Here is a 23135-nt window from a genome sequence, read left to right as displayed (position 1 = left end):
TTAACGCCTCAATCCCACGTCATAGACCGAGCGGAAATCGAAGTCCTTCGCGACGAAGATCGCCGCGGTGTCGCCCTGGTTCTTTTTCAGGATCGGTTTGATGTTCATGGTCTGCTGCAGGACGGTCTGTCCGGTTTGCCCGGGAACCTGCGTGGTGTTGCTCCCCTCATTGGCAACCGCCCGACCGGCGATCTGCGAGGCATCCTCCAGCACCGAGATGACGAGCCCGACGCCGAAACGTGCCCAGAACTGGGTATCGACGCCGCCTGGCAACCCGGCCCGGCCAAGGCTATCCGCTGCCGGCGACCCGAGGTCGATGGCGACGCCACGCGGCGTCAGGGCGCGCGTCCACAGTACGAACAGGCGCGCTTGCCCCTGCGTGATGCCACCGGAATATTGCCCCAGCACCTTGGTCCCCTTGTCGAGCAGGACGATGCGGCCGTTTTCGGAATAGACGTCGTGATTGATGACGCAGGACACGAAGCCGGCCTGCGTCGAGTTGATCGCCGTTTGGAGCGTGCAGGGGATGACCGTGCCGGCACTCAGCAAAAGGTTGCGGTCCGCGACCATCGTTGCCCGGACCGTCTGGATCGCGGCATGGCCGAGCTGATCGCTGAAGTCGGTCGAGCCCTTGCCCGCCTCGGCTGGACTTTCTTCACCCCGCGCTCCGAAGCCACTGGCACCGAGGCCCCGTCGCGCGACGGTGGATTGTCCGCCGCCGCGCGTCCGGTCATCGAGGTCGGTCCCCTGTTGTGCGTCCGCACCGGGCGCGGAGGCGGGAAGGGCGGCCGAGGCCAGCCCGGTGTTGCCAAAGGCCATGATCGGCGACCGCCGCGCCGCATCGGCCATGGCGCGTGCCTGCTCGGCACGTCGCTGCTCGGGAGATTGCTGTCCGTTCGCCGTTGGGGAGGTTGTCCCGCTCGTTGCCGGCACCGGATTTCCGTTGGCATCGGCGACCTGCGGCCCCGGGGCTGCGGCGATCGGCCGCCCGAAGATGTCGGTTTGCGCCGCGTCGGGCTGGCCGAGCTGACCCGCGAGCGCCGCTCGCTGCGCGTTTGGCGATCCCATCACGTCGTCCACGGCACGGTCACTGGCCTTCGCGGGCTGCGCGGCAGCCGCGGTACTGGCCGATTGGTGAAACGCACCATAGCCTATCACGATGCCGCCTATGGCACCGAGCAGTCCGATCCCCGCACCGATGAAGGCGAGGTTGCCCCACCCGCCGCTACGCGCGACCGGGTTATCGACCTCGCCTGGCGCAACGGTGTCGGCAGCGACATCGCCCCCGCGGTCAATCACGGTCCCGACCATGTTACTGCCCCTTCACTTTACGTTCGACGACGTTGGAGACGGTGCCCGTTCGATCGCCGCGATCGTTCCGCAGCGGCGCCTCGTTGTAGATGCACAGCACGCTCGCCCCGCGCCTGAGGCGCAGCTGACGGTAGACCGCATGGATCACGACGAAATCCTCGCGAACATCGTAGGGGACGATCGTCTCGGTCCCGTCAACGTCGACCGCGAAGATCGAGGGAATGTCGGCGTGGCCCGGATAGCGCAGCACGGTGAACTCGCCGTTGTCGGAGATCTCGGTGGGTTGCAGTGCGACGTCGCCCTGCACGGTATAATTCATATTCCGGGTGCCCTCGATCACGGCATGGTCGAGCGCGGCGGTGGTGATGGTCGTCTCGATCGCCTTGGCGGCCTGGGCCTGGGCAATCTGCACCTGCAGCGCCGCCATCGCCCGTTCCTCGCGCGGATAGCGGAACCGCACGCCGTACATCGTGGCGCCCGTTCCCAGCGCGAGGTTGAAATGATAGGTGCGCGGCACGCCGCCGGCGTTGGTGACGACGATCAGGTTGGTGCCGCCAGCCTTCTCGCGGGGTTTGAGGAAGACGATGTTTCCCACGGGCGCGATCTGCCAGGAGACGGTATCGCCCAGGGCGGCCTGCGTTACCGTTTCGCCAGGCCCGAACTGGATCTCGATCGCATGCCGGAAACTGCCGACGATCGTCACCACCTGATCCGGATCGTAGTTGACGTTGCGAACGCGGGCGTCCTTGGCCCCGGGGACGGGGGTTTCCGACGCGAACGCAGGCTGTGGCGCGAGCGTGACTGCCACGGCACCCAGAACCGAGAACGCGACGAGGCGGTGCCACACCGCCCCGACCCCGCGCCAGAAGCGATTCCTGGCGCCATCCTCTGTCAGCACCAACGCCGTTGCCGGCGGTGACAGACGAAGACCCAACTTCTGGCGCAGCGCTGGCAGGAAGGGGACGGGGACATGGTCGCCACTGTCCGACGTATTCGGCTGATCGCTCATGTCACGCCTCCGGGTCTGAACGATAGTTCACGACCTGGAAGCCGAGCGGATTGAGATTCCGATCTTTCTCATGCTCCGGCGCCGTCGTGTATCTGAAGGTCAGTATCGCGTTCCAATTTTGCGCGATCGGCGTGTTCTGCCCGAAGGTGATGATCTTCGTGAAGCGGACCTGCGCCACGGTAGGACTGAGGAAACTGATCGTCCGGATCGAGATCGAGACGAAGCCCTTGCCGCCGTAAACGTTGGAAGGCGCGTTCTTGTTGTTGGCCTGAACGCTGTTCAGGTAACGAGCGCTCTCGGCGGAATCGCTGGTGAGCATGACCGTATAGGCGTTCTCGCGCGCGGCATCGTTGAGCCAGCCTTCGCGCAACCGCACATATTGCGAGATGAAGTAGCGGTTGACCGCATCCTCATAGGTGCGCGGCTGCGGCCCCTTGAGCGCGGTCACGACCTGCGTCTCGCCCGAGCTCTTGTCGACCCTGATGACATAGGGCTCGACGGTCTTCAGCGGGCTAAGCATCGCGACTGCCGCAACTGACGCCACAGCGAGCGTGCACGCAGCCGCCGCAACGCCCCAGGCGAGTCGCTTGGACTGAATCGCCGCACGCATACGGTCATATTCCCACGTCCTCGATGTCTCGTAGTATTTCTCTTTATATTCGGCCTTCACCGCGCCCATGGCGTCGATCCCTTCAGCATGAGGAGTAGGTCGGCGCGACGTCCTGCGCGGACGTGCGTGGCGCCGATCGCGGGATATTCATGGCCCCAGGTCCGATGGGGGCGGCAGGCGTACCTCCGGCACCGGGCGTAGGGGTCGGTGCGGGAAGAGGCGCCGGTGCTAGCTCGCGTGATGGCGGCGCCACCATCGACTGCCCTGCGCCCTGCTGTGACGCCGGCAGTGGCACCGGCAAGCTCGGCAGGATCGACCCGTAGAGGTTGGCGGGACGCCGGTGTTTGCCGTCGCACACCGAGACAGGTCTGATATGAGTCCCGGTGCAGCCGCCAAGCACAAGCGTGCCGATCGCCACGATGGTCAGCCTTTTCATGACGTCTCCGTTCGTAAGGTCCCGCGCCCGGCGGTTCCGTGGTTCATGGTCTTGGACGCGCCGGCGGTCCTCAAGTGGACCGAGAGGCCGAGCCGCCCGTGGCGCCCCCTCCTGGCGGGGGACGGTTCGCCTGCGTCGCGCGCCGGAACATCAGCCGGTTGGTCAGCATGTTCGCCCCGGTCTGCAGGAAGCCATGGCCGCCAGAGGACGCACCCCCCGAGATACCCGCGGCGATGGCCGGCGATTGAAAGAAGAAGATCGTGCCGACGATGTAGATCGCCGCGCAGGCGATCGTCGCTACGAGCATTACGGCAGCTTTCAGGACGATATAGCCGTTCTGCGCCATGACGAAGGAGGAGCCGTCTTCGGGGATCGATCCCATGATGCCGTCCATGGCGGCTTCCTGGAGGCCGGTGATGAACTTGGTCATGATCGCCATGACGACCATCAGCAGGATGAAATTGACGGTCTGCTTTAGCCAGCCGTCGAATAGCCAGCGGGAGGAGTTGAAAAGCAGACACGCCAGCGCAAGCGGCGCGAGCGCGACGCAGATCGCAACCGACAGTTTGGCAAAAATGACGATGCAAAAGCCGATCGACGCCGACATAAACGCGAAGATGTAGAGGACGGCAACGCACAGATAGGTGATCAGGGTGGCGCTGAGCTGGATCACGGGTGTGCGAAAGTCTGTGATGCCCTTTTGCTCTTGCGATTGAACTTTCAGGTTCGCATTGACCAACTTTTCCGAGAGCTTGCCGGTATCGGCGACATAGGTATCGAAGGTGGTTCCCGGGTTGGTGACGGGCGTGCCCGATCCAGCCGCGATGATTTCGCTCGGCAAGTTGGTGACCACGTTCACCACAAACGCCGAATAGCCAACCGCACTGGCAGCCGCGAGGGCGAACCCGACCTTGCCGGCTTGGAATACAAGCTCGCGAAGTGGAGCCTGGATAGCCCCTCGTAGCACGGCAAAGCCGAGCAACAGAAAGTAGATGATCGCCGCCAGGGCCAAAGGCGCTGCAACGAAACTGACGAGCCCCGCCCCGAAGCTCGCAACCGAGGTCGCTATGGCGGTCTCCACATACGAATACATCGTCGTGAACAGCGTCATGATGTTGGGTGGGCCGGCAGCCATTGAGTGAGGTTCCGATCTTCGGCGATCAAAGCGCAGCGATTAAATCTACTTCTTGCGGATCGTGTTCTGTTTGAAGAAGTCCGCCTCTTCGTTGCCGGCCTTGGTCTGAGCGACCGAGATGGTCGCGTCTCCGGTCGTCGCGCACATCTTGGCCTTCTGATCCGCAGGGAGATGGCTGTACTCCCCCGCATCGCACTTCGCCTGCCACTGCGAGAGGAGTTGAGGACTGGCGATCAGCTCCTTGGCGGTAGGCACCACGACGTTCTGTTGGCATCCGCAGACGACGAGCAACGAGCAGAGGGATAGTATCTTGCGCATGATCACTTCCTGATCGTGTTGGCACTGAAGAATGCTGCTTCATCGCGACCGGCCGCCACTTGCGCTGCGCTGATCTGCATGTTCGCCTGACCGGCCTGCGCCATCTGGATCGCCTGCATCTTGAGCATATCGTTTTGCAGCTGTGCCTGTTCGACCGAGATTCGGGCTTGGAGGTCCATCACGTCCTTGGGATCTTTGGCATACGACAGTTGCTCGCGGAGCTGGTCGAGGCCTTGCATCCGGGTCTGGGCGATGCTGAGCGTATTCTCGCCCAGCGCGGCCGTGGCGGCCGATGAGCTGGTCGCATCCTTGAGCGCCTGGTTGTAGGCTAGGTCTGCGTCGGAGGACGACGTTGCCGGCAGCGCGTAACGAGACTGGATGCTTGATGCGAGCGAACCGAGCGAACCAATCTTCGACAGGTCGCCACTGAGCAACGTCGAGGCGTCGATTGTCGTGTTGGGCAGGATGTTGCGCACCTGCGCGTTGAGCAATTGCGGGGCGAGCGCGTTGACGTTGGTCAGCTTCTGAAGCGAGCTGAGCGTTGTCGTCGCCGTCTGGATCTGCTGCTCGCCCTGCTGGATCATTTTGATCGTGTTCTGGACCTGGGCGAGCGCTTGCACATAGGTAGAGGTGTCGAACACAGGGATGCCCTGTGCAGCGGCCGGCGACGTAAACGCGACGATCGCGACCGGCGCGGCTGCAACCAAGATGATGCGCTTGAGCGACATGTCAGCTTCTCCTTTGGTTGGCATAGAAATGCGGCAGCCACGCCGCAGGATCGTTGCCCGCCAGGGCAATGGCCTCCTCCATGGCGACGAGGGTTTCCTCGCGGCCAGAAAGCACTTTCAGCTCATTGGGCATCCCGCCGAGATCGAGCTTCGCAACGATCGAGGTATGCCCTTGCTTGACCAGAAAGGTCCGGCTCTCCGGCGTCAGGTCTTCACGGATCAGCCGATACTCCGCATCCGTCAGGCCGAGCCCGTCGCAATAATCCGATCGCTTGGCGTCCGAGTTTGGAAGCAGGATCTTGGTTGCGGTCTGCTCGATGATCGAGTGCGCGATCGGCGAGCGCAGCGCATCGGCCGGGGACTGCGTGCCAAATACCATGAAGGCGTTGCGCTTACGGAAGGTCTTGAGACCGTCCTGCGCGAACGCCCGAAAGGCCTCGTCCTGAAGCGCCTTCCAGAACTCGTCGACGTCGACCACGACACGCTGCCCGTCCAGCAACTCGTCAACACGGTGGAAGAGGTACAACATCGTGGGAGTGCGGATCTCAGGGTTCTCCAGGAAGTCCGTCATGTCGAAGCCGATGAACCGCGCCGACATCGACACTTCGTCCTGGGGACCGTCAAAGGCCCAGCCGAGCGGGCCGCCCAGACACCAGCGCTCCAGCCGGGCGCCGATGCCCTCGGCATCGGCGTAGCCGAGCATCTCGCGCAGGGCGCTGAAGGAGCGCGACGGCGCTGGCAGCCGCATCACCGCCTCGATACCCTCGTCGATCAGTCGCTCTTCCGCGACGCTGAGCGGCCGGTTGTCCCGGCGTACCAGGACACGAATGAACTGCCGCAGAAACGCGATGTCGTGCGGAGACGGGGTGAGACCCTTCAACGGCGCGAAGCCGGTGGGCTCGCCGTCGCGCAGCGCCAGATAGGTGCCGCCACAGGCGCGCACGAAGATCTCGGCACCGCGGTCCTTGTCGAAGAACACCTGTTTTGCGCCGGTCTTTTCGAGCTGCGCTTGCAGGAAGTTCTGCAGCACCGTTTTGCCGCCACCCGTTGGCCCGATGATTAGCGTGTGGCCGATGTCGGCCCGGTGGAAATTGAACCAGAAGGACGAGCCCGCGCGCGTCTTGAGCAGCGTTACCGCCTCGCCCCAGTGGTTTCCAGACTTGCGGCCTGCCGGGAAGGTGTAGAACGGGCTCAAGCCTGCGAAATTGCGCGTGTTGATGACCGCGGGGCGCGCGCGCATCCGAAAATTGCCGGGAAGCTGCGCCCAGAAGGCGGCCTCCAGCGCGACGTCCTCGCGCGCCATCACCATGCCCGTATCGGCCGCTGCCGATCGTGCGATCGACAAGCGTTCCAGCAGCCGCTTCGGGTTCTCGTCGATTACCGCGATCGAGAGGTGATGCTCGCCCATGGCGAAGCGGTTCGCCATCAGATCGTCGACGCCGTCGAGCAGCTCCTCCGCCTGGCTGACGCCGGCATCGTCCGAGGAGACCATTTGCTTGTATTTTTTGGTGAACCGCTCGCTCGCGACCGACTTCACCAACGGCGCGAAACTCTGGGTCAGCACGAACGGAAAGTCGAGGGTGAGCAGGCTGTTGAACTGACCGGTCCTGGTGCTAGCGACATACTCGCGTACGCCGAACATGCCGAGGTAATGCGACGTGTGCGGCAGACGGATCTCGGCCGCCTCGCGACCGAACACCACCCGTGACGCATACAGGGCTTGACCCAGCCTGCCATCGAGCAGCGGCATGCGGATGCGGTCGCCGGTCAGGATGAAGTGCAGCACCTCCATCGGTCGCGAAAACAGGATGCCGTTGTGCTCATACATCGAGAGCGGTTCCGGCGCGACATCAGCGAGCAGCGTTTCGAAGTCGCGGCACTTGTCCGCCATGATCGTGAGCGCGCGATCGTCGATCGCGGCGTTGGCTTTCCGCTTCGAGAAAAGCCGCGTCACCTGCTCGCCGGCCATGCTCGACGGCCGGACGATGATTGTGACATAGAACTCGTTGTGGTAGAGAACCTTCTCCTTCAGCGTGTCGGCGTATTTTTCCTGCAAGGTTCGCGCGAAGTCGGAATGGAAGTCGCCGCCGAGAACGGGGTCGGTCGCTGCCCGCACGAGATGGGTCCACAGCGCGACGCGATCGTCGCCAATCGAGCGCCACGCGATGTTGAGCTTGTTATGCCAGGTGTTGAGGTCGCCGACGTCGCTGGTCTCGAACGGCCGCCCATCGACGCGGTACATGCGCATGAGCGAGCCGTCCTCGAGCGCAACCAGCGTGTCGTCGACGTGCCGCGTGTAGGGAATGAACTTGATGTCATCCGTCTCGCGAACCACGATCTTCTTATGCCTCAGCTTGAAATCAGTCATTGCCGAAATGCTTCCGCTTCACGCCTTTGGCGAGGCGAACCGGAGAGTAGCTCCCGCCACCCCAGAACCTGCGGTTCTTGGATAGGAAGCCGGTCTGGAACCACAGGCCCTACAGCCGGAAAGCATTGAAGTCGTAGTGACAGATCATGCGCGCCGGGAAGTAGAGCGCTCCGAACAAGGCGAGGGGGTAGAACGGATTGTGGAAGATCCCCCAGATCACCATGCAGACCATGATGATCGGCAGGATCGCCTCGAGCGGCAATCCCATGAACACTGATGGTCTGGTCAGGGCGAGGAACACCTTATCCTCGGCGAGCTTCTCCGCGTCAGCCACCCGAGCTGCTCATCCAGCCGACGATCGTAGTGGCCGAGAAGATGATGCCAATACCGATCAGCACCGTGACCGCTTTTCCCCAGTCCATGCGACCGGTCAGTTTGGCATAGCCGACCGCCATGACGGCGATGACGCCGACCACGGACGCAACCGTGGTCATCCACGTCTTGATAGTGTTGAGGCCGCCTTCGATCGCGGTCCCATCGGCAAAAGCAGGCTGAGCGATTGAAATGAGGGCGAGCGCACCGACAAAGCCGATGACCTGCCGGGCGCGGGCGTCGGACAACATCCGGCCCGTGCCTTGAGTGAACTTCATACGGGTCTCCATGGCTTAAGGTTACCTCTCGAAATCGTGGGTGGGGCGGATCGGCTCGACCTGGCGAACAGGCGCCGGCTCGCGGACCGAAACATCCAAGCCGCGCCGCAGCACGTCCGAGATCATGTGGCGGCTCTCGACGCTTGCGGACGCCATCCGGTCCGTGTCCCCTTCGAAAGCCGCACCGAGATGCTGATCCATCGCCGCCTGCGCCTGCAGCGCATTGGCGAGGCGCGGTTCGGCGGCAATCCGCTCCGCCCCGCCATGCAGGAACAGCTCGGCCAGTTCGTCATTTTCGTTACGTCGCTCAGGCGCGGCCTGATGAAGGCGCTCCTCCCGAACGATATGGGGTTCCTGTTCGGGCTGTCGCTCGGGCGCAGCCGTCGCTTCGCCGGCCAGGCGGTTTTCGGGCGTGGGGGCGAGCGCGCCGTCCAGCGGCACGCTCCCACCGGTTTCGCGGGCGACTTCGTGCCGGCTGAGCCCGGAACGGACGAGGTAGATCGCGTCTGCGATCTCGCCGTCCCACGCGCCATCGCCCGCCATCTGGCGCAGATCGTCGGGTTCATAACCGGACCTGGAGAAGGCGCTGACCAGCGTTGGGCTTTCCAAGGCTCGCTCCAGCGCCCCGTTCAGCGCATCCCTGTTCAGATCGATGCGCTCGGCCTGAACCTCCCTCCGCAAGGGCTCCATGTCCTCGCCGACCGCCGCGTGGAGTGCCTTGTGATCCTGCGTGTGGACGCTCACCGTCAACAGGAGCCGCTTGTCCGCGTCGGACAATTCGGTGCTGTTTTCGCTCTGCAACGCCGGTGGCGCGGCCCACTTGTCCGCTTGGGTAGTCGGCGCCAGGATAGTCGAGGCGACCGTTCCGATAGCCGCCGGCGGAGCGACGGGTTCGACGGTCGGAGCCGGCTTCTCCGCCACGCCGCGGTCGCGTCGTGCAGCTTCGGCGCGACGCATCTCCTCCATTCGCGCCTGTTCGTCGAAGCTCGGTTGATAGCCGCGCACCGTCAGGCCTTCGCGCGACGCAGCCGTCCACATGGCCCGACGAAATTCTGGCGAACCTTCGACGTCGATCCCCTCCCAGCCATTGTGCTTGGCGATCGTGACGAGGGCCGAGACGGTCTCGGGATCCTCGTTTCGAGCAATGATGCGATCGCCGGCGATCTCGATCGACGGGTTCTCACGATCTGTCGGCAGGAACATGCCGACGCGGCGCTCGCTGCCGTCGGACGGCTCGATGATCCGCACCTGATAACGTGTCGCCAGCTCTGGCGGAATCTGGAACGCCGCCTGTCCGGCTTGCGCCTCCGCGTCGAGGCCGGCTCGCGCAACGCTGTTATCCGCGCTCATTTGAAGACCTGAACCGCGCTGGAATCGATCTGCCCCAACACCCAGCTAGCTTCGGAGATCGCTTGCTTGGGCGGGGCGGGTGTGGCGATCGGCGCCGAGCCCGGGATGGGCGGGGGTGTCTGGATCGTCCCCATGTGGCTCGCGGCCGACCAGATGCGACCGACATAACCATTGCGGAAACCGCGCGTCAACGTGCCGGTGTTGTAGAGCGAGTAGGTCGCAGAGATCGCGTCCAGCCCCGCATAATGCTGGATCGCGAGGCCATATCCCGCCCGCAGTATTGAGGATGCGAGCCGCAGGTTCGTACAAGGGTCGAAGGCCTGCTCGACGGTGACAGCCAATCGCGCGAAATTGGCCGAGTTCACCTGCGCCAGGCCGACATCGACCGTATAGCCTGCCGCCATATACCGGCGCACCAGCGCAGCGCCATCGGCGATAGACGCGGCGCGGACGCGCGGCCCCTTGTTGATATTAATCGAAAGATCATTGCCGCCGCTCTCGGTCACGACGAGGGGAACAACCGCCTCGGCCGCGATTTCAGGCGCGCATTGCTGCGCAAACATGGTGATCGCGGCGACGGTGTGGATCATTGCGGCGTCACCGTCTGAGAGCGGGTGTCGAGCGTGTACCGCGACGTTCTGCCATTGGCCTGTGTCACGGTCAGGTCGTAGCCGTGCTTGGCCTTCTTCGTTTTGACGCCGACCCCGGAGCAGGTCGGGAATGAGCCGCCGATAGCGAGCGCGTTCCAGAGTTTCGTGATCGGGGGGACGCACTGGGCATATTTCGTCGGCGAACCGGGCGTCGCGAGGCAGAGGACCACCTGACACCCCCAGTTCGATGCGTAGGCGGGTTGCGGGGCCGCAACCGCCACGACGCCGGCCGCGCACAGCGCGATGGTGCCAGTAGCGCCGACCCACTTGGTTATCAAATGTCGGATCATGAGCCACCTCCATGAGCTGCCCGCCATTCCTCGGTTGCGAACACGTCCCATTGCCGCGGGGCTTTCGCGTCAAAGGCGAGGGTCGACGCGGGCGCGGTCGACGCCTCGGCTCTGACCGGCGTCGGCGAGGACGGCCCGTCGCCTTGGGCGACGGTTATGAGCCAGTCCTCGTCGCCTTCGATTGGTCGGCTCCGGTCGATGATCTGGCCGGGCCTCGCGAACGCCACATGCCAGTGGTTCGCGTGACCGCGATCGCCCGGCCCGAGCAGCTCTATGATACGGATACCGCTGTGTGCCATGACGGCGCGAATCTGCTCGCGGTCGATCGCGTGGACGCCGCCTGCGGGAACGAAATCGACCGCCTGGCCGAATTTGTGCCAGCTATACCGCGCGCCGTAGCTGGCGTTCATCGGGCGGATCGTATCGGTGATCCGCGAGCCAAAGGCGCGACGAACGAGGGCTGCGACGTTCGACGCCGAGAGCGCGCCCACGGAGCCGATAGAAGACCGGTCGTCGTCGATATGCGAGAGCGCGCAGGCATCAAAAACCGTTGCCAGCGTGATACCGTAAGTCGCGAAATCACGGCCGCGGATCGCCAGCGGCCCCGCCTCGAAGTCCGCGCCCAACGCGATCAGATCACGCACCGTCGCCTCTGCGTCAGCTGCGTTGCCGGGCTGCCGAGCGAGGACCGCACCCGAACGAACGGAGATTGCGAGCGACGCGGGAGATGGCGTTCCGGCCCCGGCTAGCCCGGCGGCACAGAGTTGAATTGCCTTCGCTACGATACTCGCCGGAAGCACACCAATGCACCATTGCTGAATTGAACCAAAGCAGATGTCAGCGACTAGAGGACATCGACATCAAAAGACTAAACCTGAAGCATAAGGCAAACAACAATACATCTGGAGCGATCCATTCGCTATTATGGAGTGATAAGGCGTAATCTATTGCGGCTAGAGGTGCGGTATTGCACCATGATCACGGGAGATTCGTTTCAAACGGCTTTAGGCAATTGTTAGCTAGGCCAGCACCTAGCTGATTCAGTTGTCGAGTGGTTTCGAGTGGACTGGGACGATGGTGGATATACGGGCCATGCGCTCTTGAAGCTGCAAGCTATACCGGGCGGGTTGGCGCTCTTGATCGCCATCGGCTTCTGGTATCGGCCGTTCGACGACAAGCGGGCTGGGAGGCGCGGTGAGGTTTCGGCCTGCAGCGTCGCTGCGACCCATGACTTCTGCGATGCCGTTTCCGGCCTATCGACGGCGCTCCGCAATCCCTTCTTGCGGGTGGACCGAACCAGCATCCTGCCGCCCCGCGATACGCCAGGGGCCGTCGATCCCTCTATCACTCAGGCGAACATCGGCACGACGATCTGCCGACCCGGCTATGCGCGATCGGTCCGCCCCTCCTTCGCGGTTACCGCGCCCGTCAAACGGCGCTTGATGGACGCGCAGCATCCGGGCGAGTCCTTCGCTGATTACGAACTCGACCATCTGATCCCGATCTCGCTTGGCGGCGCGCCGCTCGACCTGCGTGATCTGTGGCTCCAGCCCCGGCGCGGCCAGGCGAACGCGGCCGACAAGAACGCCTTGGCCTATGTCTTGTGGCGACTGGTTTGCGAGCGCCGCGTGGCACTTCGGATGGCGCAGCGGGCCATCCGGCGCGACTGGACGAAGGCCTACGACACATACGCGACGCCCGAGAATGTGGCGCGCTACCACTTTGCGCACCGCCAAGAGGAGCGCGACTAGGCGCGCACAGGCCCGCCGGATCCGATCCGAACATCAACGAAGGAGGAAATCATGCCACAGAACATTGCCGAGTTCCGGATCATCGGTCGCATCGGCAAAATCACGGCGCGCGAGAAGGTCACCTATGTGAGCGTCGCCGCCAATTATAACCGCCGCGACGGCGACGACTGGAAGACCGACACGCTGTGGAACAGCGTCGTGTGCTTCTCCAATGTCGGACCCCAGGTCGAAGCAGCCGGGAAGGGTGATCTGGTGCATGTCACCGGCCGGGTCCGCGAGAGCAACCACGGCGAAGGCAACGAGGTTTCCTACCGCACCGAGCTGATTGCCGAAACCTTCTCGATCCTGACCAAGGCCGAAGCCGAGCATAGCTGATTGGGGGCGGGAGCGGGTTGGCGGCACGGCTCCACCTCCGCCGCGTTGCGATCCAGCCCGCGTAGCAGTCTCGGCCCGGTTGGGTGACGATCCTCGCTTGGGTCGCCACCCGGACGAAAGAGATCATCGCGCAGCGCGCTGCCGATCGGCTCCTGCCGACCATCCAGAGTGGAGGATGCCGCCTGTGCCTTCGGTGATATTTTCCGGAGGCCAAAAGTGACCGAAACCTATCAGCTTCACAGGACGTGGCCGATGGCGAGACTACCGCTCGATGCCGAAGTTCGAGCAAGGAACATTGTCGAACAGCTCGGCGGGGTATGGCGTGGCACTCGCGGCGAATGCCGTTGCCCGGCCCATGACGATGGCTCACCCAGCCTGTCCGTCCGCCTCGGCGATTCGGCGATCCTCTTCCACTGTTTTGCTGGCTGTACAGTGCCCGAGGTGCTCAAGGCGCTTCAGCGCCAAAAGCTCCACGACCGTTCTGCGGTGGCAATGCCGGAGGGAAAACCAAAGCGCGACATGGGCGCGCTCGCCCTGCGTCTTTGGAATGCCAGCGTGCCGGTCGCGGGCACGCTCGCCGAAGCCTATCTCGTCGCCCGCGGCCTCTCCGCGCCCTATCCCAAAGCTTTGCGCTTCAACCCGGCGACCATATTCGGCTCCGGTGCCGACAGACGCGTAATGCCCGCGATGATCGCCGCAGTCGAAAACGACGTCGGACTGGTTGCTGTCCAGCGGACCTTCCTCGATCCTGTCGATGTGCTGCGCAAGCCCATCCCAAAGCCGAAGGTTGCGCTCGGACTGCTCGGCACAGCAGCGATCCGTCTTGCGTCTGCGACCGACGAGCTGGGCCTTGCCGAAGGGATCGAGGACGCCCGATCGGCGACGCAATGGTTCGGGACGCCGACATGGGCGCTGGGCGGTGTAGAACGGCTAGCCTTCGTCGCGATCCCGGAGAAGGTCCGCCGGGTGATCGTTTACGGTGACCGAGGCCGCGCGGCCGACCGCCTGCTGGAAAAGGCACGCGATCACTTGGCAGCGAACGGGCGCGAGCTCATCAGTCGCGTGCCCGAGCATCATGACGACTGGAACGACGCCTGGCGCGCGCACCAGCGGAGCGCATGAAACCGCAACTGCGGCAGCTGAATTATGCGGATCATGGGCGTGTCAGCCGAGCCGCATCAACTGGGAAGGGTAGGGGGCGACGAGCCCCTTCAGATCGTCCCATGGTGCCGATAGCCAGCGATCATAGTCGTCGTCGTGAAGGACCACCGGCATCGCCTTTGGATGGATCGGCGCGACGATCGCATTCGGCTCGGTGGTCAAGAACCCATAGGCATTCCCGCGCTCGGTCGGTCGCCAGATCCCGGCAAAGGCAAAAATCGAGCGGCTAGGCACGTCGAACCAGTGCAGCGGCTTCTTGCCGTCCTCGCCAGGCGCGATCCCGAACTCGGAGAACGCTGTTACCGGCACCAGGCAACGGCGCGCCGGCGTTGTCAGCATCGACCGCCAGAAGCTCGAGTTGAGATTGCGCACGTTGGTCACGTACTTGGTGAGCTTGACCGCTGGATCGCGCTTGCTCGGCACCTGCGTCGGTACACCCCACTCCATCCGCTCGATCTTCCGGTCGGCGCCGTCTTGGACGACCACCTGGCCGTAAAACGGCGTCTTCTTGCCCGTCGGAAAGATGTCGGGGGCTGGATAGGTCTCGTCGGGCTCATAAGGCGGCCTGATGCCGAACGTCGCGGCGATCTCCGCCTGCTTCGCCGTCAGCCTGTATCGATTGCACATCCGAGCACCCTATCGTGGTGCCGGCGAGCTTGCCCGCCGACACTCTGGTCTTAGAGCTTGTCCTTCAGGCCCTTGGCGGGCGTGAACGAGACCTTCTTGGACGCCGCGATCGTCATCGCCTCGCCAGTCGACGGGTTCCGGCCCTGGCGCTCGGGACGATCCTTGACTGAGAACTTGCCGAAGCCGGCAATCGAGACCTCTTCGCCCTTTGCGGCTGCGCCTGCGATATGCTCGAACACGGCGGCAATCGCGGCCTTGGCTTCTGCCTCGCTCGTGCTCGTCGTACCAGCGACGGCCTTGACCAGTTCACCCATATTCATGCTCGTGTACTTCCCTTGTGAAACTCACACGACCTTAGCCATGACGAGCAACGTTTCAACGACGCTGCGCAACGCGGCCGACGTCGCGGTCTTTCGCTCGACTGTTCGAACGTTGGCACATCATCACGTCGTCGAGAATATCGGACTGCGTGCGGACAGGAGCGTCCGCCCAACGGGCGCCTCGGCAGACGCGAAACCTTGGCGTGGCCACCTACCGTGCACCCCGCTCCCGGGTGACGCGCGGATCCTCATACAGGTCGCGGATCGCGCGCAGGCGAAAGACGTTCCACCAGCGCTGCCATCGATGCTCGGCCGCATCGTGGATCATATGGCAGCGCTGGCAGAGCGCCGCGAGATTGCCGGGCATGCTGTTGCCCGGATCGTGATCGAGATGCGCGCAGGCGAGCACGACATAGGTCGTTCGCACCGACTTGAGGATGAAGTCGCCCTTCAGCGTGATCCGCTTGCCACGCGCTGATCGCCAGCATGCGGCCTCTGCGTCCCACCAACGACCGTCGCCGAGATGGGCGACCCGTCGCATGTGCGGTCTCGAGCAATGCTCGCAGCGCGCGCCGGCTCGGTCGAACCGGATCACGTCGGATAGCTGCCGCCAATCGATCGGGTAAAGCCAGCGGTTTTCGGGGCGGATCGGCATCTCGATTCTATGAGTCAGCCGGTGGCAGAACGAAAGAGAAATCTTCCTGATTTGTTTGCCGTATGTTGCGCAGCCGTTCCGTCCCGCAGTCATCCGTCGAATCCCGATTTGGTCTAACCGCTTGCCGGAATCGCCTTGACGGAGCGCTACCATGAGCGGAACATAGAGAGAACGAATCGAGTTTGAGTTTATTATGTTTGCCGCGCCCACTAACCTTCAGCAAAGTCTCGCGCAGCTGCGAACGATTGCGGTTCCCGTCGCCGACTACCGGGTGTTGCCGTTCGAAATCAAGAGCATCGATAGCCGTCTGAGTGGCGGGGGCCTGCGCACGGGAGCGCTCCACGAGGCCGCAGCGCATAGCTGCTCGCTGGTCGACGACGCAGCGACCACGCTGTTCCTCGCCGGCATTGCAGCACGCGAGTCAGCCCGAACCGGCGGGCCGGTATTGTGGGCAAGTTGCCGTAACGATCTTTACGCCCCCGGCCTCGATCAGGCAGGCCTGCTTTCCGCGAACGTGATCTATGCGCAGCCGCTCGATGACGCAGCGCTGCTGGCCGTCATCGAAGACGCGGTGCGTGACGGCACACCGTCTGCGGTTATCGCGGAAGCACGGCAGGTCTCGATGGTGGCGACGCGCCGGCTTCAACTGGTTGCGGCCGACGCAGACATTCCTGTGCTCCTCCTTCGGCGACGACGCGGTCGCGAGCAGGATCCGCTTGGCGAGCCGTCGGCCGCGTGGACCCGCTGGCGGATTGCCAGTGCGCCGTCCGAACGCCTGAGCGTCGCCGGGGTAGGGCGGCCACGTTGGTCGATCGAGCTTGCCCGCCAGCGTAGTGGCACATCGTTTTCTATGATCGTGGAGGGGTGCGATGAGACGGGTTGTCTCGCTGTTCCTGCCGCACTTGGCCATCGAACGGCTGAGACGGCTGGACCGGCACGCTATGCCGCGGCCTAGGCCCATCGCGCTCCAGCTTCCTGTCGACGACAATCCCGGCGCCTGTTCCGTTCCGCGTGGTGACGGATGGCGACCCGGTGCGCGCTGGGCCCGTACGGACGCGCCGGAGAGCACCGACGTCGAAAGTCAGATCGCAGCGCTCCCGGCACATGCGAAACCGCCGATGCGCGAACTCGGCCGGCGCTCGGAAGCGGCGGTCCACCCGTACCGCGGCGATGCGCCAGCAGATCAAGCCATGTCGGTAGAAGCAACGGTCGCCGCCTTCCATGCGTCGCCGCTCGCGTTGATCGGTAAGGTCGGTCGGCGGGAAGAGGTCGTGGCAGCCTGCGCTTCGGCTGCAAGCCTCGGGATCGTCGTCGGCATGGCTGCAACGCACGCCCGCGCTTTGGTGTCGGACCTCGATTTCCGTCCCGCTGAGCCGGAAGCAGATGCGGCGTTACTCGACCATCTGGCTCTGCGCGCCGTGCGTCGTTGGACACCGATCGCTGCGGCAACACCACCCGACGGGCTGTGGCTCGACCTGACCGGCTGCGAGCATCTTCATGGCGGCGAGGAGCGCTTCTGCCAGCGGCTGCGCGCTTTTTGCCAGCGCGCCGGCTTCACGGCCCGTGTTGCGGTAGCGGACACGCCAGGCGCCGCGCACGCGGTCGCTCGCTTTGGGCGCGCCGCTCTCACGATCGTGCCGTCGGGGCGTACCGTTGAAGCGCTCGGACCTTTGCCGATCGCAGCACTTCGTTTGAACAGCATAGCGCTGACCGCTGGCCGCAAGTTCGGGTTCGAGACGGTCGCGGATCTTCTGCCTGTCGCCCGGGGGCCGCTAGCGCGCCGTCTCGGCCTAGCCGCAATCATGCGGCTCGATCAGGCGCTGGGCGGCGTCGCCGAGCCAATTACGCCGCGCCAGGATGCCGAGGTGCCGATCGTCGAACGGCGCCTGCTGGAGCCCATCTGCACCGCGGAGGCGATAGAGCGCGTCATGGGAGACCTGCTCGCCGATCTCGCCGAGGTGCTGCAGGCGAGAGGGCTCGGCGCTCGCGCCTTACGGCTGGTAGGGCTGCGGATCGATGGAGGCGAGCAAGTGGTCGCTGTCGGCACGTCCCGCCCGACGCGGGAAGTGTTGCATCTCCTACGCCTTCTGAAGCTTCGCATCGACCGGATCGATCCCGGGCTCGGCATTGAGCAGTTCACGCTGGTCGCACCCCACACCGAACCGCTTGATGCCATCAACCTGGGAGCCGTGCTGGCAGGCGAGACATTGGTGCGCGATCCTGCCCGCTTGGTCGACGTCGTCGCCGGCAGGATTGGCGCAAGCGCGGTGTACCGCCTCTCGCCCGTCGAAAGCCATGTGCCCGAGCGCGCAGTGATTCGCTCGGACCCTGTCGACGCACCCGGCGGCTGGCCAGAATGGGTTCGCCCCGTTCGGTTGTTCGCAAGGCCAGAGCCGCTGGCGCGCGTGATAGCCCTGCTGCCGGATCAGCCGCCCCGGCGCTTCGAATGGCGCGGCACGACCTATATGATCGTCGCGGGCGACGGCCCCGAGCGCATTCACGGCGAATGGTGGCGACGCGACGCCGAAGTCTGGGCGGTGCGCGATTACTACCGCGTCGAGGATGACAAGGGCGGCCGCTACTGGGTGTTCCGACGCGGTGATGGCTTCGAGAGCGAAACCGGCGATCTCAGCTGGTGGATGCACGGCGTGTTCGCATGACCGATTATGTCGAACTACAGGTGCTCACGCATTTCTCACTGCTGCGCGGCGCGTCGAGCCCGGACGAGCTGTTCGCGGCCGCGAATCTGCTCGGCCTGGATGCCCTGGGGCTATCGGACATCGGTTCCGTCGCCGGGGTCGTGCGGGGCTGGGAGGCGCAGAAGGCGACCGGCGTGCGGATGATCGCCGGTGCCCGTGTCGATCTCGCCTGTGGGCGCCGGCTGCTGCTCTATCCGACTGATCGGCCCGCCTGGTCCAGGCTTACTCGGCTGCTGACGGTCGGCAAGAAGCGAGCGGGCAAGGGCAAGTGCGAGCTGCACTGGCACGATCTCGTGGCCTGGTCCGAAGGAACGGTCGCTATCCTGCTCGCCGGGGAAGCCAGCGACCATAATGCGGTCGCGCTCGCCGAGCTGAAAACGGTGTATGGCAAGCGCGGCTATATGGCGCTGTACCAGCGGCGCCGGCCGAACGACGCGGTCCGTATCGATGCACTGGCCCGCCAAGCCGCGGCCGCAGGCGTACGCGCGGTCGTCACCGGCGACATTCTCTATCACGCGCCCGAGGCGCGGCTGATGCAGGACGTCGTCACTGCGGTCAGAGAGAAGTGCACTGTCGACGAACTCGGCTATCGCCGAGAGGTGAACGCCGACCGCGCGCTCAAGTCGCCGGCCGAGATGGTTCGACGGTTCAAGGCCTACCCGGACGCACTGCGCGCCAGCGTCGATATTGCGCGCGCCTGTACCTTCGATCTCGGCGAGCTGGCGTACCAATACCCGCATGAGCGGCTGTTGGAGGGGCTGAGCGCACAGGAAGCGCTCGAGCGCTTGGCGCTGGAGGCCGTCGACCGGATGTTCGATGGGGCGGTGCCCCAGGCGTACACCGATCAGATCACACACGAGCTGAAGCTCATCGCAGAGCTTGCATACGCCCCTTATTTCCTGACCGTCTACGCGATCGTGCGTGAAGCACGGCGCCGCGGAATCCTGTGCCAGGGGCGGGGGTCTGCCGCGAACTCGTGCGTATGTTTCGTGCTCGCGATCACCTCGATCGACCCGATCAAGCACGAACTGCTGTTCGAGCGGTTCGTCTCGGGCGAGCGCTGTGAGCCGCCCGATATCGATGTCGATTTCGAGCATGAGCGGCGCGAAGAGATCATCCAGTGGATTTACGAAACCTACGGTCGCAACCACGCCGCGCTGACGGCTGTGGTGCAGCGCTACCGCGCGCGGGGCGCCGTGCGCGACGTCGGCAAGGCGCTGGGGTTGCCCGAGGACCTGACGTCGTCGTTGGCGGGTCTGGTCTGGGGTTGGTCGGCCGACGGCGTCGGCGAGAAGCAGGTCAATGAACTGAACCTAGATATGGGCGATCGTCGGTTGCGGCTTACGCTCGAACTCGCCCGCAAGCTGATTGGCGTGCCGCGCCACATGTCGCAGCATCCTGGCGGGTTCGTGCTCACCCACGACCGGCTCGACGACCTTGTGCCGATCGAGCCTGCCGCAATGGTCGACCGGCAGATCATCGAGTGGGACAAGGATGATATCGACTCCCTGAAGTTCATGAAGGTCGATGTGCTCGGCCTTGGCATGCTCGGCTGCATGAACCGCGCCTTCAACATGCTGGAGCAGGACAAGGGCATCCGCATCGGTCTGGCCGACCTTCAGGATGACGATCCGGCGGTGTACGCCATGATCCAGAAAGCCGACACGCTCGGCACCTTCCAGATCGAAAGCCGTGCGCAGATGTCGATGCTGCCGCGGCTGAAGCCGCGCCGATTCTATGACCTCGTGATCCAGGTCGCGATCGTGCGGCCAGGCCCAATTCAGGGCGACATGGTGCACCCGTATCTGCGCCGGCGTGAGGGGCTGGAGAAGCCGGAATATCCCCGGCCCGAACTGCGCGCCGTGCTGGAAAAGACGCTCGGCGTGCCGCTGTTCCAGGAGCAGGCGATGAAGGTCGCCATCGTGGGCGCCGGCTTCACGCCGGCCGAGGCGGATCAGCTGCGCCGCGCCATGGCGACCTTCAAGGTCACCGGCGGCGTGTCGCATTTCTCGGAAAAGCTCGTCGAGGGCATGGTCGCGCGGGGGTATCCTCGCGACTTCGCCGAGCGCACCTTCTGTCAGCTCGAGGGCTTCGGCTCCTACGGTTTCCCGGAGAGCCACGCGGCGAGCTTCGCCAAGATTTCCTATGCCTCGAGCTGGATGAAGCATCACCATCCCGACGTCTTCTGCGCGTCGCTCATGAACGCGCAGCCGATGGGGTTCTACGCCCCCGCGCAGATCGTGCGCGACGCCCAGGCACACGATGTTGAGGTTCGGCCCCCGTGCATCAACGCGAGCCGCTGGGACTGCACGTTGGAGCCGACAGGCGGCCGCTACCTCGCGGTGCGGCTCGGCCTGCGCCAGGTGCGTGGGCTGTCGAACGCCGACGGGGCTGCGATCGTAGGCGCGCGCAGCACGACATTGTTCGACTCGGTCGAGGACGTTTGGCGCCGGTCAGGTGTCCAGCGCGCGGCGATCGAGAAGCTGGCCGATGCCGATGCGTTTCACGCCTTCGGTGCCGATCGCCGGCAGGGGCTGTGGAAGGTAAGGGGGCTTGGCGAGGCGCCGCTGCCGCTGTTCGCGGCTGCGGATCGCGCTGCAGAGACGATCAGCGCCGAAGGGATCGAACCGTCCGTCGCTCTCCGTCCGTTGACGGACGGGCGCGAGGTGATCGAGGATTACCGCTCGCTGCAGCTGTCGCTGCGGGCGCATCCGCTGACGTTCGTCCGGGGTGAACTTGCGCGACGCGGCGTGACCAAATGCGCGGAACTCACGAACATCCGGGATGGCCGGCACGTCGAGGTCGCCGGCATCATCCTGGTCCGGCAAAAGCCCGGGTCTGCCAAGGGGGTGTTGTTCATCACGATCGAGGACGAGACCGGAATCGCCAACGGCATCCTGTGGCCGGACCGGTTCGAGCGGCAACGCCGCACGCTCATGTCCGCGTCGATGGTCGGCATGAAGGGCAGGGTGCAGAAAGAGGGCGAGGTGATCCACGTCATCTGCGACCGGATCGTCGACCATGGTGACCTGCTGCACCGCGTGGGCGAGATGTCATTCCCTCATCGGACCGGCCGCGGCGATGGGGCCAGGCATGCCGGATCGCCTGACCGGGGTGACGCGGGTTGGAAGCCGGAGCCGCGCAACTGCTACTGGCCGCCGCACGCCGAGGGCATGGACCCTGAGGACGCGGTGCGCTTCAAATCGCATGACTTTCGTTGAGCGATGGCGAAGCTCGCTCGCCACCAGCGCGTCGTCATCGCGCTATCGGTCCATATCCTGCGGAGCGGCGTCGCCCGCTGCTCGGACGCACGCGTGGACGGCGCGGAGGTTCGCTTGGCGCTTCGGTGCCTGCTGCCGCACTGCCCGGAGCGATGGCCGCTCGAGCTTTATTGGGATGCGGCGCGCCAGGAGAATGAGATCGGCAGGGCACAGGGGGTGACCGCTGCGTTCAACGGCATTGTCCGTCAGCTGCGCCGTGCGGGCCGATATGAGGAAGTGCTCGATCAGTGAGAAGGAGTGGCCGCCCGCATCGTCGGCTAAAACGCCGGGGGGTGGCGCCCGTTTGGATGCGACGGATCGATCCGGCTGGCGGTTCCTTCCGCCACGGCTTCAGCCTTCTACGTCGGCCGCAGTCAGCAGGATCGGGGGCTCCCCGCCGAGCCGCTTGACGAACTCGCGCTGTGCTATGCGGTGAATGTCGCTCTCGAACTCGATGAAGACCTCCAGGGCAGTTTCGGAATCGAGCGTATCGCGATCAGGATCGAGAAGCTGTGTCAGAGCCTCGCTGGTGATGAGGAACTCAACGACCCCTAAGTTGGTGGTACCCGTGAAACCGACGCTCTCGCGTTCGGCAACCCAGTAATAGTCCCCCATCTCGAAACGGACGCTGGGATTGGCCATGCCGGCTTACTCCTCGGTTGTGCTGGAAGCCGGCAGTTGCTCCGCCAGTGCTGCGATACCCTCACCGGTAAATGTCGTGCTGGAGGCACCCTCGATCTGGACAGGATGCTCTACCGTCAGGACGGCCGCGGCTTGATGCTCGGGGTCCAATCCGCGCCAATCGCGAACTGCTCGCTCGAGGTTGGTGACTTCAGCGACGTCACTATCGCCGCGCGAGACGTTTTCGAGCGACGCGCTCATCCGCCAATTGATCTCGGGCGTCTTCGCGCTTTCACCCCAGGTCGCTTCTGTCATGATCGTCTACCTTCTCGCGTCTGGTTCTTGGCATAGCGCAATCGTGAATGTAGCCCGATAGGGCGCGTCCGTGCCAGTCCGAAGCCCACAATGCTCGAGCTTCAAGGGCCGCGAGGTGCGACCGCGATGATATCGAGCTTTCGCAGGGCTCGCGCCATGCGTTTGGCATCGAGCAGCCCGATGCCATGCGCGCGAAAGGCGCCGGCGAGTTGTCGCTCGGTCAGAGGCGCTGACACCTGATCGAGAAGGGCGAGCGCCGCTGCGCGCACCTCGGGGGGTGCAGTCTTCAGGGCGTCTAAAGCTTCCATTCTGCCTCTTGAAGGTTGCGCGGTATGATCGGTAGATTAGCGACAATAGCCCCGCGCCCCGCGCCCTGCGACTTGCGACTTGCGACTTGCGACTTGCACGTACCACGCCTGCGGCGCCGGCTACCTGAAGAGCTAGCCGCGACGGCCGACGATCTGTTTGAGATTGTCGGTTCTGTCGATGCCGCCCG

Annotated in this window: 26 protein-coding genes; 7 read left to right on the top strand and 19 right to left on the bottom strand. The window is 64.4% G+C overall.

The window, feature by feature from the left end; genetic code table 11:
• The 13 genes from virB10 to J3A66_RS18255 all read right to left on the bottom strand — a co-directional run bounded on the left by virB10 (position 1) and on the right by J3A66_RS18255 (position 11481).
• Positions 1 to 1311 carry a type IV secretion system protein VirB10 gene (gene virB10, locus J3A66_RS18315; RefSeq protein WP_107959494.1) on the bottom strand — a complete coding sequence of 437 codons (1311 nt, stop codon included), beginning with the start codon at positions 1309 to 1311 and terminating at the stop codon, positions 1 to 3.
• Position 1312: 1 nt separating this feature from the next.
• The gene (locus J3A66_RS18310) at positions 1313 to 2320 is read right to left on the bottom strand and encodes a TrbG/VirB9 family P-type conjugative transfer protein (RefSeq protein WP_209570610.1); all 1008 of its coding nucleotides are present in this window, start codon (positions 2318 to 2320) and stop codon (positions 1313 to 1315) included.
• A gap of 1 nt (position 2321) precedes the next feature.
• Positions 2322 to 2999: a type IV secretion system protein gene (locus J3A66_RS18305; protein ID WP_209570609.1), complete on the bottom strand. Its 678-nt coding sequence runs from the start codon at positions 2997 to 2999 to the stop codon at positions 2322 to 2324.
• Positions 3000 to 3436: 437 nt separating this feature from the next.
• Positions 3437 to 4477, bottom strand: coding sequence for a type IV secretion system protein (locus tag J3A66_RS18300; RefSeq protein ID WP_209570608.1), 1041 nt, complete (start codon positions 4475 to 4477; stop codon positions 3437 to 3439).
• A 69-nt stretch (positions 4478 to 4546) separates the two neighbouring features.
• Positions 4547 to 4819, bottom strand: coding sequence for a hypothetical protein (locus J3A66_RS18295; protein ID WP_037533493.1), 273 nt, complete (start codon positions 4817 to 4819; stop codon positions 4547 to 4549).
• A 2-nt stretch (positions 4820 to 4821) separates the two neighbouring features.
• Entirely contained in the window at positions 4822 to 5547 is a 726-nt protein-coding gene (locus J3A66_RS18290) for a type IV secretion system protein (RefSeq protein ID WP_209570607.1), read from the bottom strand.
• A 1-nt stretch (position 5548) separates the two neighbouring features.
• The gene (locus J3A66_RS18285; protein ID WP_209570606.1) at positions 5549 to 7915 is read right to left on the bottom strand and encodes a VirB4 family type IV secretion/conjugal transfer ATPase; all 2367 of its coding nucleotides are present in this window, start codon (positions 7913 to 7915) and stop codon (positions 5549 to 5551) included.
• 109 nt (positions 7916 to 8024) lie between these two features.
• Positions 8025 to 8249, bottom strand: a complete 225-nt coding sequence (locus J3A66_RS19380; protein WP_348634095.1) for a VirB3 family type IV secretion system protein — start codon at positions 8247 to 8249, stop codon at positions 8025 to 8027.
• Complete coding sequence (locus tag J3A66_RS18275) at positions 8242 to 8565, bottom strand: TrbC/VirB2 family protein (protein WP_209570605.1); 324 nt, start codon at positions 8563 to 8565, stop codon at positions 8242 to 8244. Before J3A66_RS18275 ends, J3A66_RS19380 begins: the two co-directional genes overlap by 8 nt.
• Positions 8566 to 8586: 21 nt before the next feature.
• The gene (locus J3A66_RS18270) at positions 8587 to 9915 is read right to left on the bottom strand and encodes an LPD7 domain-containing protein (RefSeq protein WP_209570604.1); all 1329 of its coding nucleotides are present in this window, start codon (positions 9913 to 9915) and stop codon (positions 8587 to 8589) included.
• Positions 9912 to 10505 (bottom strand): lytic transglycosylase domain-containing protein, encoded by a 594-nt coding sequence (locus J3A66_RS18265; protein ID WP_209570603.1) that lies wholly within the window; start codon positions 10503 to 10505, stop codon positions 9912 to 9914. Before J3A66_RS18265 ends, J3A66_RS18270 begins: the two co-directional genes overlap by 4 nt.
• A complete protein-coding gene (locus J3A66_RS18260) occupies positions 10502 to 10855 on the bottom strand; it encodes a hypothetical protein (protein WP_209570602.1) in 354 nt (117 codons plus the stop codon). The genes J3A66_RS18265 and J3A66_RS18260 overlap by 4 nt, the downstream gene beginning before the upstream one ends.
• Complete coding sequence (locus J3A66_RS18255) at positions 10852 to 11481, bottom strand: muramidase (protein WP_245337148.1); 630 nt, start codon at positions 11479 to 11481, stop codon at positions 10852 to 10854. The genes J3A66_RS18260 and J3A66_RS18255 overlap by 4 nt, the downstream gene beginning before the upstream one ends.
• A 435-nt stretch (positions 11482 to 11916) precedes the next feature.
• Here J3A66_RS18255 and J3A66_RS18250 point away from each other — a divergent pair, with 435 nt between their 5' ends.
• The 3 genes from J3A66_RS18250 to J3A66_RS18240 all read left to right on the top strand — a co-directional run bounded on the left by J3A66_RS18250 (position 11917) and on the right by J3A66_RS18240 (position 14103).
• Positions 11917 to 12606 (top strand): hypothetical protein, encoded by a 690-nt coding sequence (locus J3A66_RS18250; protein WP_348634094.1) that lies wholly within the window; start codon positions 11917 to 11919, stop codon positions 12604 to 12606.
• 51 nt (positions 12607 to 12657) lie between these two features.
• Positions 12658 to 12981, top strand: a complete 324-nt coding sequence (locus J3A66_RS18245; RefSeq protein WP_209570600.1) for a single-stranded DNA-binding protein — start codon at positions 12658 to 12660, stop codon at positions 12979 to 12981.
• A gap of 252 nt (positions 12982 to 13233) precedes the next feature.
• Complete coding sequence (locus tag J3A66_RS18240; protein ID WP_209570725.1) at positions 13234 to 14103, top strand: toprim domain-containing protein; 870 nt, start codon at positions 13234 to 13236, stop codon at positions 14101 to 14103.
• A 42-nt stretch (positions 14104 to 14145) separates the two neighbouring features.
• Here the strand turns inward: J3A66_RS18240 and J3A66_RS18235 are convergent, their stop codons facing one another.
• From J3A66_RS18235 to J3A66_RS18225, 3 genes are all read right to left on the bottom strand, one after another.
• Entirely contained in the window at positions 14146 to 14769 is a 624-nt protein-coding gene (locus tag J3A66_RS18235) for an SOS response-associated peptidase family protein (protein WP_192003447.1), read from the bottom strand.
• Between the two features lie 50 nt (positions 14770 to 14819).
• Positions 14820 to 15089 carry an HU family DNA-binding protein gene (locus tag J3A66_RS18230; RefSeq protein ID WP_209570599.1) on the bottom strand — a complete coding sequence of 90 codons (270 nt, stop codon included), beginning with the start codon at positions 15087 to 15089 and terminating at the stop codon, positions 14820 to 14822.
• A gap of 211 nt (positions 15090 to 15300) precedes the next feature.
• On the bottom strand, positions 15301 to 15630 hold the full coding sequence (locus J3A66_RS18225) for a hypothetical protein (RefSeq protein ID WP_245337147.1): 330 nt from the start codon (positions 15628 to 15630) through the stop codon (positions 15301 to 15303).
• 307 nt (positions 15631 to 15937) lie between these two features.
• Between J3A66_RS18225 and J3A66_RS18220 the strand changes: the two genes are divergently transcribed.
• The 4 genes from J3A66_RS18220 to J3A66_RS18205 all read left to right on the top strand — a co-directional run bounded on the left by J3A66_RS18220 (position 15938) and on the right by J3A66_RS18205 (position 21955).
• Positions 15938 to 16699: a protein ImuA gene (locus J3A66_RS18220; protein ID WP_209570597.1), complete on the top strand. Its 762-nt coding sequence runs from the start codon at positions 15938 to 15940 to the stop codon at positions 16697 to 16699.
• A gap of 163 nt (positions 16700 to 16862) precedes the next feature.
• Positions 16863 to 18404 (top strand): DNA polymerase Y family protein, encoded by a 1542-nt coding sequence (locus J3A66_RS18215; protein WP_209570596.1) that lies wholly within the window; start codon positions 16863 to 16865, stop codon positions 18402 to 18404.
• Positions 18401 to 21664 carry an error-prone DNA polymerase gene (locus J3A66_RS18210; protein WP_209570595.1) on the top strand — a complete coding sequence of 1088 codons (3264 nt, stop codon included), beginning with the start codon at positions 18401 to 18403 and terminating at the stop codon, positions 21662 to 21664. Before J3A66_RS18215 ends, J3A66_RS18210 begins: the two co-directional genes overlap by 4 nt.
• Positions 21665 to 21667: 3 nt before the next feature.
• Positions 21668 to 21955, top strand: coding sequence for a hypothetical protein (locus tag J3A66_RS18205; protein WP_209570594.1), 288 nt, complete (start codon positions 21668 to 21670; stop codon positions 21953 to 21955).
• 99 nt (positions 21956 to 22054) lie between these two features.
• Here the strand turns inward: J3A66_RS18205 and J3A66_RS18200 are convergent, their stop codons facing one another.
• The 3 genes from J3A66_RS18200 to J3A66_RS18190 form a co-directional block, all read right to left on the bottom strand.
• On the bottom strand, positions 22055 to 22345 hold the full coding sequence (locus J3A66_RS18200; protein WP_121905614.1) for a DUF1488 family protein: 291 nt from the start codon (positions 22343 to 22345) through the stop codon (positions 22055 to 22057).
• A 6-nt stretch (positions 22346 to 22351) separates the two neighbouring features.
• The gene (locus tag J3A66_RS18195; RefSeq protein ID WP_209570593.1) at positions 22352 to 22639 is read right to left on the bottom strand and encodes a hypothetical protein; all 288 of its coding nucleotides are present in this window, start codon (positions 22637 to 22639) and stop codon (positions 22352 to 22354) included.
• A 101-nt stretch (positions 22640 to 22740) separates the two neighbouring features.
• Positions 22741 to 22947 carry a hypothetical protein gene (locus J3A66_RS18190; RefSeq protein WP_209570592.1) on the bottom strand — a complete coding sequence of 69 codons (207 nt, stop codon included), beginning with the start codon at positions 22945 to 22947 and terminating at the stop codon, positions 22741 to 22743.
• Positions 22948 to 23135 lie beyond the last annotated feature (188 nt).

Origin of the sequence: Sphingomonas sp. PvP018 (genome assembly GCF_017876865.1) — a bacterium.
GTDB classification, from domain to species: Bacteria; Pseudomonadota; Alphaproteobacteria; order Sphingomonadales; family Sphingomonadaceae; genus Sphingomonas; species Sphingomonas aerolata.
The sequence above is the reverse complement of the archived record's forward strand: the minus strand, read 5'-3'. Positions and strand labels throughout refer to the sequence as shown.